The organism is Amycolatopsis sp. SID8362, assembly GCF_010550475.1.
Classification (GTDB): Bacteria; Actinomycetota; Actinomycetes; order Mycobacteriales; family Pseudonocardiaceae; genus Amycolatopsis; species Amycolatopsis eburnea.
On sequence record NZ_JAAGNB010000245.1, the window covers coordinates 1 to 12,349 of the forward strand.

Annotated in this window: 10 protein-coding genes and 1 pseudogene; 3 read left to right on the forward strand and 8 right to left on the reverse strand. The window is 71.4% G+C overall.

What is annotated here, in order from left to right:
- Positions 1–164: 164 nt before the first annotated feature.
- The 5 genes from G3I65_RS08400 to G3I65_RS08420 form a co-directional block, all read right to left on the reverse strand.
- Complete coding sequence (locus tag G3I65_RS08400) at positions 165–2,471, reverse strand: FdhF/YdeP family oxidoreductase (protein WP_160695587.1); 2,307 nt, start codon at positions 2,469–2,471, stop codon at positions 165–167.
- 132 nt (positions 2,472–2,603) lie between these two features.
- Positions 2,604–3,914, reverse strand: coding sequence for an MFS transporter (locus G3I65_RS08405; RefSeq protein ID WP_160695588.1), 1,311 nt, complete (start codon positions 3,912–3,914; stop codon positions 2,604–2,606).
- A gap of 65 nt (positions 3,915–3,979) precedes the next feature.
- Positions 3,980–4,417 (reverse strand): MarR family winged helix-turn-helix transcriptional regulator, encoded by a 438-nt coding sequence (locus G3I65_RS08410; protein ID WP_160695589.1) that lies wholly within the window; start codon positions 4,415–4,417, stop codon positions 3,980–3,982.
- 72 nt (positions 4,418–4,489) lie between these two features.
- Positions 4,490–5,482 carry a hypothetical protein gene (locus G3I65_RS08415; protein ID WP_160695590.1) on the reverse strand — a complete coding sequence of 331 codons (993 nt, stop codon included), beginning with the start codon at positions 5,480–5,482 and terminating at the stop codon, positions 4,490–4,492.
- 49 nt (positions 5,483–5,531) lie between these two features.
- Positions 5,532–5,834, reverse strand: coding sequence for a hypothetical protein (locus tag G3I65_RS08420; protein ID WP_160695591.1), 303 nt, complete (start codon positions 5,832–5,834; stop codon positions 5,532–5,534).
- Between the two features lie 56 nt (positions 5,835–5,890).
- On the opposite strand from G3I65_RS08420, the gene G3I65_RS08425 reads away from it, so the two are divergent.
- Positions 5,891–8,512 (forward strand): valine--tRNA ligase, encoded by a 2,622-nt coding sequence (locus tag G3I65_RS08425; RefSeq protein ID WP_160695592.1) that lies wholly within the window; start codon positions 5,891–5,893, stop codon positions 8,510–8,512.
- A 38-nt stretch (positions 8,513–8,550) separates the two neighbouring features.
- Here G3I65_RS08425 and G3I65_RS08430 read toward each other — a convergent pair whose 3' ends face one another.
- On the reverse strand, positions 8,551–9,438 hold the full coding sequence (locus tag G3I65_RS08430) for a LysR family transcriptional regulator (RefSeq protein WP_160695593.1): 888 nt from the start codon (positions 9,436–9,438) through the stop codon (positions 8,551–8,553).
- A gap of 86 nt (positions 9,439–9,524) precedes the next feature.
- On the opposite strand from G3I65_RS08430, the gene G3I65_RS08435 reads away from it, so the two are divergent.
- Together G3I65_RS08435 and G3I65_RS08440 are read left to right on the forward strand one after the other, a co-directional pair.
- Positions 9,525–10,286, forward strand: a complete 762-nt coding sequence (locus G3I65_RS08435) for an alpha/beta fold hydrolase (RefSeq protein WP_160695594.1) — start codon at positions 9,525–9,527, stop codon at positions 10,284–10,286.
- 13 nt (positions 10,287–10,299) lie between these two features.
- Positions 10,300–11,076 (forward strand): alpha/beta fold hydrolase, encoded by a 777-nt coding sequence (locus tag G3I65_RS08440; protein WP_160695595.1) that lies wholly within the window; start codon positions 10,300–10,302, stop codon positions 11,074–11,076.
- On the opposite strand, the gene G3I65_RS08445 is transcribed toward G3I65_RS08440, so the two are convergent.
- Both G3I65_RS08445 and G3I65_RS08450 read right to left on the reverse strand, forming a co-directional pair.
- Entirely contained in the window at positions 11,060–11,929 is an 870-nt protein-coding gene (locus G3I65_RS08445; RefSeq protein WP_160695596.1) for an SGNH/GDSL hydrolase family protein, read from the reverse strand. The two genes, G3I65_RS08440 and G3I65_RS08445, sit on opposite strands and share 17 nt — an antisense overlap.
- A 73-nt stretch (positions 11,930–12,002) precedes the next feature.
- Positions 12,003–12,349, reverse strand: a pseudogene (locus tag G3I65_RS08450) (class I SAM-dependent methyltransferase); the annotation flags it as partial.

A 12,349-nucleotide genomic window follows, 5' to 3' on the forward strand; every position in this document is an offset into this window, starting at 1 on the left:
TGCTGGACGGGGCCCTCGGCGCGCTCGCGGGACCGCGGGCGGCGGTGTGGGCGATGCTCGGCGTGCTCGCGGTGGCGACGGTGATCGTGGTCGCCGGTCCGCTGCGGGCGGGGCGGGACTTCCCTGTCGCTCCGGCCCCCTGACTTCCCCGCCGCCCCGGCGAGTCAGTGCCGGTGCTCGAGCCGCACCACGATCGCCTTCGACACCGGGGTGTTCGACTTGTCCGCCACCGAGTCCAGCGGGACCAGGGCGTTCGCCTCGGGGAAGTACGCCGCCGCGCAGCCGCGGGCTGTCGGGTACGCCACGACGCGGAACGAAGGTGCCCGGCGGTCGCCGTCGCGCCACTCGGAGACCAGGTCGACCAGTGCGCCGTCGGTCAGGCCGAGCGCGGCGATGTCGTCCGGGTTCACCAGCACCACCCGGCGGGCGTTCTCGATGCCGCGGTAGCGGTCGGAAAGGCCGTAGATCGTGGTGTTGTACTGGTCGTGGCTGCGCATCGTCTGCAGCAGCAGCCTGCCCTCGGGCGCCTGCGGGTACTCCAGCTCCGAGACCGTGAAGTTGCCCTTGCCGGTGGCCGTGCCGGTGAACTCGCGGGAGTCGCGCGGCGCGTGCGGCAGCACGAACCCGTCGGGCTCGCGGACGCGGCGGTTGTAGTCGTGGCAGCCGGGCACGACCCGCGAGATCCGGTCGCGGATCAGGTCGTAGTCGGTCTCGAACGTCCGCCACGGTACCGCGTGGCCCGCGCCGAACAGCTTTTCCGCGAGCCGGGCGACGATGGCGACCTCGGAGAGCAGGTGCTCGCTCGCCGGCGTGAGACGGCCGCGGGAGGTGTGCACCTGCGACATCGAGTCCTCGACCGTGACGAACTGCTCGCCGCTCGCCTGGACGTCGCGCTCGGTGCGCCCGAGCGTCGGCAGGATCAGCGCCGTGCGGCCGTGGACGACGTGCGACCGGTTCAGCTTCGTCGAGACGTGGACGGTCAGCGAGCACGACTCGAGCGCCTTCTCGGTGGCGTCCGTGTCCGGCGTCGCCGACGCGAAGTTGCCGCCGACGGCGAAGAAGACCTTGCCGCGGCCGTCGCGCATCGCGCGGATCGCGTCGACGGTGTCGAGGCCGTGCTCGCGCGGGACTTCGATGCCGAACTCGGCGGCGAGGGCGTCCATGAAGGACTGCGGCATCTTCTCCCAGATGCCCATCGTCCGGTCGCCCTGGACGTTCGAGTGCCCGCGCACCGGGCACAGGCCCGCGCCGGGCTTGCCGATCATGCCGCGCATCAGCGCCAGGTTCGCGATCTCGGAGATCGTCGGCACGGCGTGCTTGTGCTGCGTCAGGCCCATCGCCCAGCAGTAGATCGTCCGCTCCGACGACGCGATCATCCGCGCGACGCGCTCGATCTGCTCGCGCGGCAGCCCGGTGGCGCGCTCGACCTCGGGCCAGTCGATCTCCCGCAGGTGCTTCGCGTAGTCGTCGAAGCCTTCGGTGGCCTGCGCGACGAACTCGCGGTCGACGATCGCGCCCGGCGCTTCTTCGTCCCAGGCGAGCAGCAGGTGCCCGACGGCCTGGAACAGCGCGAGGTCGCCGCCCAGGCGGATCTGGGCGAACTCGTCGGCCAGCGGCGTGCCCTTGCCGACGACGCCGCGGACGTTCTGCGGGTTCTTGAACCGCATCAACCCGGCTTCGGGCAACGGGTTCACGGCGATGACCTTGGCGCCGTGGCCCTTGGCGACTTCGAGCGCCGAGAGCATCCGCGGGTGGTTGGTGCCCGGGTTCTGCCCGACGACGACGATCAGGTCCGCCTTGTGGATGTCGGCCAGGCTGACCGAGCCCTTGCCGACGCCGGTGGTGGCCGACAGCGCCGCGCCCGAGGACTCGTGGCACATGTTGGAGCAGTCCGGCAGGTTGTTGGTGCCGAAGGAACGCACCATCAGCTGGTAGAGGAACGCGGCCTCGTTGCTGGTGCGCCCGGAGGTGTAGAAGAACGCCTCGTTCGGGTCGGTCAGCGTCTTCAGCTCGCCGGCGACGAGCTCGAACGCGTCGTCCCAGGAGATCGGCTCGTAGTGCGTCGCGCCTTCGCGCAGTACGAACGGCTCGGTGATCCGGCCCTGCTGGCCGAGCCAGTAGTCGGTCTTGCTCCGGAGGTCTTCGATCGGGTGCTTCGCGAAGAACCCGCGGTCCACCCGCCGTTTCGTGGCCTCCTCGGCGACGGCCTTGGCGCCGTTTTCGCAGAACTCGGCCAGCTTGCGCTTCTCGCCGTCGACCTCACGCGGTTCCGGCCACGCGCAGCCGGGGCAGTCGAAGCCCTCGCGCTGGTTCAGCAGCCGCAGCGCCTTGATCGTCCGGCCGGTGCCCATCTGCTCGACGCTGCGGGCGAGCGACACGGCGACCCCGGGTATCCCGGCCGCCCAGCCCTTCGGCTTGCCCACCTCGAGGCGGGTCTCGTCCACGTCCTGCGCCGGCGCTTCACGGGTCATGTGCCCATCGTCCGCCTCGATGATCGCGCGCGCTAACAGGGGTGGGTCACACGACCAGCGCGCCACTTTCTCCAGGAAAGATGCGTCGCCTCACGCTGCGGCGCGCACTTTCCCTAGGAAAGTTGCGTCGCCTCACGCCGATTTCACCTTTGCGGCGCGCAGGCCGCGGTCGGCGACGGTGACGACGAGCAACAGGGCGCTGATGACGACCAGCGCGACGGCGAGCCGGTGCAGCCCGGCGGAATCCGCGTGCGGGCCGTAGCAGAGGGCGATGAGCGTCGAGGCCACGATCGCGCCGAGGTACTGGGCCGTGCGGAACAGGCCGCTCGCGGTGCCCATCTGCTCGGCGGGCGCCTCGCCGTAGAGCGTTGTCTGGTTCGCGACACTGGTCAGACCCTGCGCCAGGCCGAACAACGCCGCCAGCGCGAGCAGCGCGCCCGACCCCGTGTTGTCGTGGACGAACAGCAGCAACGCCGAGCCGCCGGCCAGCGCGACCGCCACGGTGACCAGCCGCGCCTTGATCCCGGACGCGCGCCCCGAAAACGCCGCGGCGCAGACCGCCGTGCCCGACATCGGCAGCAGCATCAGCCCGGCGGCCTCCTCGGACAGCCGTCGCGCGGTCTCGAGCCATTGAACGTAACCGAACATGATCGCGTAGATGGCCATGAAGCTCAGCGCCTGCCGCAGGTAGGTGCGCAGGATCGCGCTGTTGGCCGCGAGCATCCGCAGGTCGAGGAAGGGGTGGTCGCGCCGCAGCTCGACGAGGGCGAACGCGGTCCCGAAGGCGGCGACGACGGCGAGCAGCCACGCCTCGGCACCCGGGGCCATCAGGAAGAACAGCAGCGCCAGCAGCGTCGCGGAGAACAGCGCGATGCCGAGCACGTCGATCCGGGTGGCGGTGCGCTCGCCCCGGTCGTTCGCGGGCACCCACAGCAGCGTCAGCACCAGCGAAAGCCCGGCGAGCGGGATGTTGACGGCGAAGATCGCCGGCCAGCCGAACAGCCCGATCAGCACGCCGCCCAGCGTCGGGCCGATCACCATCACCGTCTGCGCGGACATCGACAGCACCGAAAGCACGCGGGCGGGCACGCCCTGGCCGTTAGCTTCGGCGTGGTGGCGCAGCACGGCCATCGCGGCCGGGAACCCGGCGCACGTGCCGAGGCCGAGCACCACCCGCACGCCCGTCAGCCAGCCGACCGAGAGCGGGATCATCCCCGCGATCCCGGCGACGATCACCAGCGTCGCGCCGGCCAGCAGCACGCGGCGGGCGCCGTAGCGGTCGACGAGCAGCCCGACCACCGGCTGCCCGACCGCGGTGGCGAGGTACAGCGCCGAGATCAGCCACGCGGTCTGGCCGGGGCCGGCGCTGAAGCTCTGCCCGATCGGCACGAGCGCGACGGCGATGAGGGTGGAGTTGATCGGGTTGAGCACCGCGCCTGCCACCAGCGGGGTGACCAGGCGGGCGCCGAACTTGGCGGGGGCGGTGACGGTGGTCGTGGGGCTTCCCTTCAGTGCTGGGCCACGCGCTGCAGCAGCGGCAGCGCGCGCGTGACGACGTCGAGCTCGGCGGGGGACAGCTCGTCCAGCAACGCCTGGGCCAGCCACTCTTCGCGGTGCTGGAGGATGCCGCGCACGGTGTCGCGACCGGCGGGGGACAGGCTGATCACCACACGCCGCCGGTCTGCGGGATCGGGTGTGCGGGCGAGGTAGCCGAGCTCGTCGAGGACGCCGAGGGTGGCGGCCATGGACTGCTGCCGCACGTGCTCGGCGGCGGCCAGCTCACCCTGGGTGGCCGGGCCCGCCCGGTGCAGCCGGTTGAGCACGGCGGACTGCGACGGCGTCAGGATCCCGGCGTTGTCGACCTGGCGCAGCCGCCGGTGCAGCTGCCCGACGACACCGCGGAGCCAGCCGGCGCTTTCGGCCACGTGCGGAGGTACTTCGCCCATGTACACAGTTTAACTGTGCAGTCCAGGCTGTGCATCTGGATGTGACGCACCCCCTGCGGGAGTGCGGGTGGGTCAGTGGCAGTCGTCGATGGTCGGGACCGGGTACTTCGGGTCGTAGTAGCCGGGCGCGTCCTGGTCGCCGGCCGACGGACCGGCCGGCGGGTTCGCGTAGCCAGGGGCGAGGAAACCCTCCCTGAAGGCGGCGCAGCCGACCGACGAGGTCGCGCTCTGCCCGCCGTCGAGCCACAGCCCTTGGCTGCTCTTCGCGACTCGGGAGCCGGCGGCGACGACGTAGGTCTCGTCCACGCGCAGGAAGCTGACGATCTCGTTCGGGCTGGTCAGCGTCTCCGGGTGGACGTTGTCGAAGGCGTAGGAGATCACGTACTTCGCGTCGACGGCCAGCTCACCGGGCTTTTCGCCAGGCCGCGCGGTGAGTGTGCCGAACGTGCGGGGGCCCGCGTCGAGGAGGTGGTAGCCGTCGGCGATCTCGGTCAGGTAGGAGTCGAAGCCGGCCTGGTCCTTCGCCGGCTTTGCGGCCAGCCGCGGCGCCAGCTGCTCGCGCTGGTCCGGGGCGAAGAGCGCGAGGAAGGCCTTCGGGTCGTGCGCGAACAGCACGGCGGGGTCGAGGTGGGCGGCGGTGATCGCCTGCCGGGTCTTCGCGTAGGCGTCCGCGACCGCTTCGGCCTTGAAGGCGCCGACCGGCGCGGCGGCGGGCGAGGTGATGCCGTCGAGGCCCTTCGGCCAGTTCTGGGCCGGCGTGCCGTCGTACGGCCGGGCCAGGTCGACGTGGGCGAACTGCGCCACCTGCGTCGGGTTCGGCGGTCCGGCCACCGGGGCGGGCCGGCGCCCGACGTACACGATCGCCGCCGTGGTCACGCCGAGGATCAGCACGAACACGGCGAAGATCCACCAGCGCCGCCGGGGCCTCCGCGCGCTGCGCATCTGCTGCTTGCGGAACTGCTTCCGGTCCTTCTTGGCGCCCAGCCAGGCGTCCGTCTGCGCGTGCTTGCGCCACTCCGGGTCCATCAGGTCCGGGTGCGAGTCGAGCAGGTTGTCGTCGTCCACGTGCTTCCCCCAAGGTCGATGCCTGATCATCGACAGCGGGGAACGAGCGTTACGACCCGAAGAAGACGAACGGGTCTTCGTTGACGCCGACGCCCTGGATCTGGTGCACGATGAGCGCCGCGGCGACCAGGCCGGCCACGACGAGCAGGGCCAGCACGCCCGGCCAGCGGCTCTGCCCCGGGCGCTGGAAGCCGCCCGCGCGCTGCTCCCGCTTGCGGCGCTTCCTGAGGTCCTTCTTGGCGCCCAGCCAGGCGTCCCGCTCGGCGAACTTCTGCCAATCCGGGTTCATCAGGTCCGGGTGCGTCTCGAGGCGCCGGTCGTCCGGATCCTGCGGCTGGTGAGGCTGTGCCATCCCGAGTGCCTTCCCCCTGGGTGACCCGCCGTGACGGGTTCGTAGACTTGTCCATTGTGACCGAGAACGCTCCGCAGCAGACCACCGACCTTCCGGGTGCCTGGGACCCGGCCGCCGAGGAAGCACCGATGTACGACCGCTGGGTAGCGGCCGGGTACTTCACGGCCGACGCCTCGTCGGAGAAGCCGCCGTTCTCGATCGTACTGCCGCCGCCGAACGTGACCGGTTCGCTGCACATGGGCCACGCGCTCAACCACACCCTGATGGACGCGATGAGCCGCCGCCGTCGCATGCAGGGCTACGAGGTGCTGTGGCTGCCGGGCATGGACCACGCGGGCATCGCGACGCAGAACGTCGTCGAGCGCCAGCTGGCCGGCGAGGGCCTTTCCCGCCACGACCTGGGCCGCGAGAAGTTCGTCGAGCGCGTCTGGGAGTGGAAGGCCGAGTACGGCGGCAAGATCCTCGGCCAGATGAAGCGCCTCGGCGACGGCGTCGACTGGTCGCGTGAGCGCTTCACCATGGACGAGAACCTCTCCAAGGCCGTCCAGACGGTGTTCAAGAACTTCTTCGACGAGGGCCTGATCTACCGCGCCGAGCGGATCATCAACTGGTGCCCGCGCTGCCGGACGGCGCTGTCGGACATCGAGGTCGACCACAACGACGACGACGGCGAACTCGTGTCGATCCGCTACGGCGACGGTGCCGACGCCATCGTCGTGGCGACGACGCGCGCGGAGACGATGCTGGGCGACACCGCGGTCGCCGTCCACCCGGACGACGAGCGGTACGCGCACCTGGTCGGCACCGAGGTCGAGCTCCCGCTGACCGGCCGCCGCATCCCGATCGTGGCCGACAAGCACGTCGACCCCGAGTTCGGCACCGGTGCGGTGAAGGTCACCCCGGCGCACGACCCGAACGACTTCGAGATCGGCCGCCGCCACGACCTGCCGATGCTCACCGTGATGAACGAGAAGGCCGAAATCACGGTCGCCGGCCCGTTCGAGGGCCTCGACCGGTTCGAGGCACGGCCCGCGGTGGTCGCGGCGCTGCGCGAGCTGGGCCGGATCGTCGCCGAGAAGCGCCCGTACGTCCACGCGGTCGGGCACTGCTCCCGCTGCGACACGGTCGTCGAGCCGCGGCTGTCGCTGCAGTGGTGGGTCAAGGTCGAGGAGCTGGCCAAGCTGGCAGGCGACGCGGTCCGCGACGGCCGCACCAAGATCCACCCGCCGGAGCTGGGCAAGCGGTACTTCGACTGGGTCGACAACATGCACGACTGGACGATTTCGCGCCAGCTGTGGTGGGGCCACCGCATCCCGGTGTACTACGGCCCGGACGGCGAAGTCGTCTGCGTCGGTCCGGACGAGCAGCCGCCGTCGGGCGAGGGCTGGACGCAGGACCCGGACGTGCTGGACACGTGGTTCTCGTCGGGCCTGTGGCCGATGTCGACGTTGGGCTGGCCTTCGGCTTCCGAGGACTTGGCCAAGTTCTATCCGACGAGCGTGCTCTCGACGGGCTACGACATCCTGTTCTTCTGGGTCGTCCGGATGATGATGTTCGGCGTGCACCAGATGCAGGGCGCGCAGCCGTTCGACCACGTGTACCTGCACGGCCTGATCCGGGACGCGAACGGCAAGAAGATGTCGAAGTCGCGCGGCAACGTGATCGACCCGCTGGAGTGGATGGACGCGTACGGCGCGGACGCCACCCGCTTCACCCTCGCCCGCGGCGCGAACCCGGGCGCGGACATGGCACTGGCCGACGAGTGGGCGGCGGGCTCCCGCAACTTCTGCACGAAGCTGTGGAACGCCACGAAGTTCGCGATGATGAACGGCGCTTCGGTCGCTTCCGCCCTTCCGCCTGCCGCCGACCTGACGGAAGCGGACCGCTGGATCCTGGGCCGCCTGAGCGCGTTGGTGTCCGAAGTGGACGGCCTGTTCGAGGACTTCCAGTTCGCGAAGGTGGCGGGCGCGCTCTACCAGTTCACCTGGAACGAGCTGTGCGACTGGTACCTGGAGCTGGCGAAAGTCCAGCTCTACCAAGGGGACTCCTCGCGAGTCGCGGCGACCCGGTCCGTTCTGGGGCACGTGCTCGACACGGTGCTCCGGCTGCTGCACCCGTTCATCCCGTTCATCACGGAGAAGCTCTGGACGGCGCTGACCGGCGGCGAGTCGCTGGTGATCGCTTCGTGGCCGGCCGCGTTTGAGGGCTACGCGGACGCGGTGGCCGACGCCCGGATCGCGGACGTCCAGAAGCTGGTGACGGAGATCCGCCGCTTCCGCGCCGACCAGGGCCTGAAGCCGGGCCAGAAGGTGGCGTCCCGCCTGGCGGGCTACACCGGCGGCCACGAAGAGGCGGTCCGGTCCCTGGTGCGCCTGACCCCGCCGGCCGACGAGTTCGCGGCCAGCGCGTCCCTGGAAGTGGCGCTGGCGGACGGCGTGGTGACGGTGGAGCTGGACCTCTCGGGCACGGTCGACGTCGCGGCCGAGCGCAAGCGCCTGGAGAAGGACCTGGCGGCGGCCCAGAAGGAGCTGACGCAGACGGAAGCGAAGCTGGGCAACGAGGCGTTCATCGCGAAGGCCCCGGCCCCGGTGATCGACAAGATCAAGGTGCGCAAGGAAACGGCGGTGGCGGACATCGACCGCATCACCGTCCGCCTCGCCGCGCTGCCGGCTTCCTGAGGTCGCCGAGGCGGCACTTTCCCTGCGAAAGTGCCGCCTCAGCCATCCTCGGTTTCGCGGGCCGCCTCGATCAACGCCACCACCTCCGGGGTCAAGCGGCGGTCCGCCGGGGTCGCCAGGTACGCCGGCATCCGCGGTGCGGGATCGCGCAACGGCCGGAACGCCACGCCCGGTACCGGCAGAAGGTTCGCGTGCGCCCGGTAGAACACCGTCCAGTGCGGCCGCCCGAAACCCAGCGTCCCCAACGTGTCCTGCGCCGTCGTGAACTCCTTGCCCAGCACCGGTTCGAACCCGGCTTCGCGGCAGCAAGCGACGACCAGATCGTGCAACGGCGGGTTCCGCGACCGGGCCGGGAGCCGCACCGGCAACGATGCCAGCTCGGCGAACGCGACCTCGACCGAAGCCGCCAGCGGGTGTGAAGCGGGCAGGGCCACCAGGACCTCGTCCGTCCACAAGGGAGTGAAGTCGAGCCCGGAGAACGGCCACGAGCCCCGCACGATGGTCGCGGACAGCGAGCCGTCCCGGACGCGCTGGAGGCGTTGCGAAGTCGGCGCGTGGACCAGCTCCAAGGACGCCGAAGGCGCCAGGCGCGCGAAAGCGCTCAGCAACGCGTCCAGCCGGTCGCCCAGGCCTTCGCTCGTCCCCAGCCGGACCAACGGCCCGGCGGCGCGGAAGTCTGCCACCGAGTCCGCGGCCCGGTCGGCCGCCGCCAGTACCGCACGCGCGTGCGGCAGGAACCGCTGTCCGGCCTCCGACAAGACCACCGAACGCGTCGTCCGCGACAACAACGACACCCCCAGCGACCGCTCCAGCCGCCGCACCTGCTGGCTCACCGCCGGCTGGACGATGTGCAGTCGCTCCGCCGCGCGCCCGAAGTGCAGCTCCTCGGCCACCGTCACGAAGTACCTGAGCTGGCGAAGCTCCACGAGACACCCCATTCATCACCGCTCGTGATGAGTGTACGAGCGAACTGCCCATCGAAAGGCGCCGAAGCCGGGACCAAGCTCAAGGCATGCCTTACACCACCGTGAACCACACCCGGCTGCACTACGAAGACGCCGGTACCGGCCCCGCCCTGCTGCTCCTGCACGGCTGGGGGACCAGCGGCCGCGTCTGGCAGTCGTGCCTGCCCGATCTCGTGCGCGATCACCGCGTCGTCACCGTCGACTGGCGCGGGTGCGGCCGCTCGGACCACCCCGCCGAGGGCAACACCATCGCCGGCGTCGTCGACGACCTCGCCGGCCTGATCGAGACACTCGGGATCCACCCCACCGTCGTCGGGTCCAGCATCGGCGGCGTCTTCGCCACCGAACTCGCGCTCGCCCGGCCCGAGCTGGTCGAGCGCGTCGTCGCCGTCGACAGCCCGGGCTACTGGCCGAGCACCGGCATGCTCGCCAAGGTGCGTGAGCTGCGGGAACAGCTCGTTGACGACCGTGCCGGCACCGTCGCCGGCTGGGTGCCGGACTGGTTCGGGCCGAAGGCCGCGCCCGAGCTGGTCGGCTGGACCGTCCGGCAGCTGCTCGACTCCGGCGTCTACATCGACGAACTCTTCACCGAGTGCACCACCTACGACCCGCGGCCGCGGCTGAAGGACCTGAAGGTCCCGATCACCTACCTGCACGGCGAGCTGGACGGCCAGATCCCCCTCGAAGTCCCGCGCGCCTGCGCCGCCGAGACGCCCGGCGCCCGGGTGCACGTCCTCGCCGGCTGCGGGCACCTCCCGCACCAGGAGGACCCGCGCGCGTTCACCGCCGCCCTCCGCTCGATCGCCTGAAGGAGCCCGACCCATGCCCGAAGTGACGCTCGGCGGCACGACCGTCCACTACGACCGGACCGGGGACGGCCCCGCGCTGCTCCTGCTGCACGGCACCGCCGCCTCCCGCGAGCAGTGGGACTTCCTGACGGCGCGCGCCGTCGGCTTCACCGTCCTCGCCCCCGACTTCCCCGGCTCCGGGCTGACCACCGACGACGGCGGCCCGATCAGCGTCGAAGACCTGGCCGCCCAAGCCGAAGCCGTCCTGGACCACGCGGGCGTCGACCACGCCCACGTCGTCGGCCATTCCCTCGGCGCGGTCGTGGCGGCGCACCTGGCGGGCACCCGCCCGGACCGCGTCCGGACAGCGGTGCTGCACGCCGCCTGGCCCGTCACGGACACCCGCCAGGACGCCGAATTCCGCTTCTGGCTGGACCTGCTCGAAACCGGGTCCTTCGCGCGGCTGCTCCCGCTGATGGCCTTCGGCCCGCGCTACTGGGAGCAGGCCACCGGCGAGAGCAACGAGCAGCTCGTCAAGACGCTCGACACGGTGATCCAGCCCGGCGCGGACCGCCAGATCGAGACCGACCGCGCCGTCGACCTGCGCCCGGTGCTCGGCGCCATCACCGCGCCGGTGCTGGTGCTCGGCAGCGCGCACGACCGGCTGGTCACGGCGGAGCAGCAGCGGGAGCTGGTCGCCGCGATCCCGCACGCGCGCGCCGCCGAGGTCGACGCGGGGCACGGCGCCCCGGCCGAGCTGCCGGACGAGTTCGCCCGGATCGTGCTGGAGTTCGTCAGCGCAGCGCCTTGAGCACCACCCCCGCCACGCCCGCCATGCCCGCCTTGAACGGGTGGTAGGCAGCTGCCTCGAAGACGTTCTGGTCCTTCCCGTTGATCCACGCCGAGCCGCCGCGCGCGCACGCGTCGTGGCCGCGGGACGGGCCGAACGTGTCGACGAACTCCGTCGCGCCGTCGGCGTCCGCGGCGTCGGACAGCGTGGAGTTCAGCTTCTCCTCGACGCCGTTCAGCCACGCGTAGTCGCCGTCGGCGAACGGCAGCACGTCCGGGCAGTAGCCCTTTTCCGGCGCGATCCGCGGGTAGCCGACCAGCACCACCCGAGCCTTCGGCGAGCGCTCGTGGATCGCGGCGAGGACCGCCTCGACCCGCGGCCCGATGTTGTCGATCGCCGAGGCGACCGAGCCCTTGAAGTGCTCTTCGCAGGGGTTGCCCGTCGGGTCGCTCGCCCGCAGGCCCGGGCACGTCGAGGTCAGGCTGCCGAAGATGCCGTAGTCGTTGCCGCCGATGCCGAGGGTGACCAGGTCGGTGTCGATCCGCAGCGCGCCCAGCTGCGGCGGGTTGGTGCCGTTGAACGGCACGCCCTGTGGCCGCGTCAGGTTCGTGGTGTCCGCCCCGGCGCAGCTGACGTCGGTGAACCGGCCGGCGTGCAGCGCGGCGGCGAGCACCGACGGGTAGTTCGCGGTGGACCGCCCGCAGCCGAGCGGGTCGAGCCGCTGGGTGGGGATGAACGGCCCGGAGGTGTAGGAGTCGCCGAGGGCGACGTAGCTGCCGACGGTCGCCGCGGACGCCGGAGACGCCACAGTGGCCGACGCCGGCAGCAGGACAGCTGCCGAGACGACGGCGGTGAGCAGCCGGGTGATGCGCATGAAGACCCCGTTCTCGCTGGTGGAAACGCTGCCTCCACATCTAGCGAGTACCGGTCGGCGACGGGGATGAACTTCACCCGCCAGTCGGGTCACCCACGCCGTGCTCACGGTAAGTGATCAACGTGCGCCAGAAGAACAGCGACCGTACGGTGCTCCCGGGCAGCAGCCGGGCCGCCTCGCGGCGCACGTCGGCCATCGTGGGGAAGTCGTCGACCACCGGGGCCTTCGGGCCGTCCTCGGGGCCGCCGTTCAGCCGCTCACCCGCGTAGACGACCAGCCGGGCGAGCGCGTTGACCGGCACCGCCGCCACGGCCCGCGCCCAGTCCACCGGCGTGCTCGGCCGCGCCAGGCCCAGCACCACGAGCACCCCGCCCGGCACGAGCGCGCGACGCAGCTTCGCGAGCGTCTCGAACGGCATGT

Coding starts and splice junctions, on each gene's coding strand:
- G3I65_RS08400 (WP_160695587.1), bottom strand. CDS start 2,471: ATGACCCGTGAAGCGCCGGCGCAGGACGTGGACGAGACCCGCCTCGAG.
- G3I65_RS08410 (WP_160695589.1), bottom strand. CDS start 4,417: ATGGGCGAAGTACCTCCGCACGTGGCCGAAAGCGCCGGCTGGCTCCGC.
- G3I65_RS08420 (WP_160695591.1), bottom strand. CDS start 5,834: ATGGCACAGCCTCACCAGCCGCAGGATCCGGACGACCGGCGCCTCGAG.
- G3I65_RS08435 (WP_160695594.1), top strand. CDS start 9,525: ATGCCTTACACCACCGTGAACCACACCCGGCTGCACTACGAAGACGCC.
- G3I65_RS08440 (WP_160695595.1), top strand. CDS start 10,300: ATGCCCGAAGTGACGCTCGGCGGCACGACCGTCCACTACGACCGGACC.
- G3I65_RS08445 (WP_160695596.1), bottom strand. CDS start 11,929: ATGCGCATCACCCGGCTGCTCACCGCCGTCGTCTCGGCAGCTGTCCTG.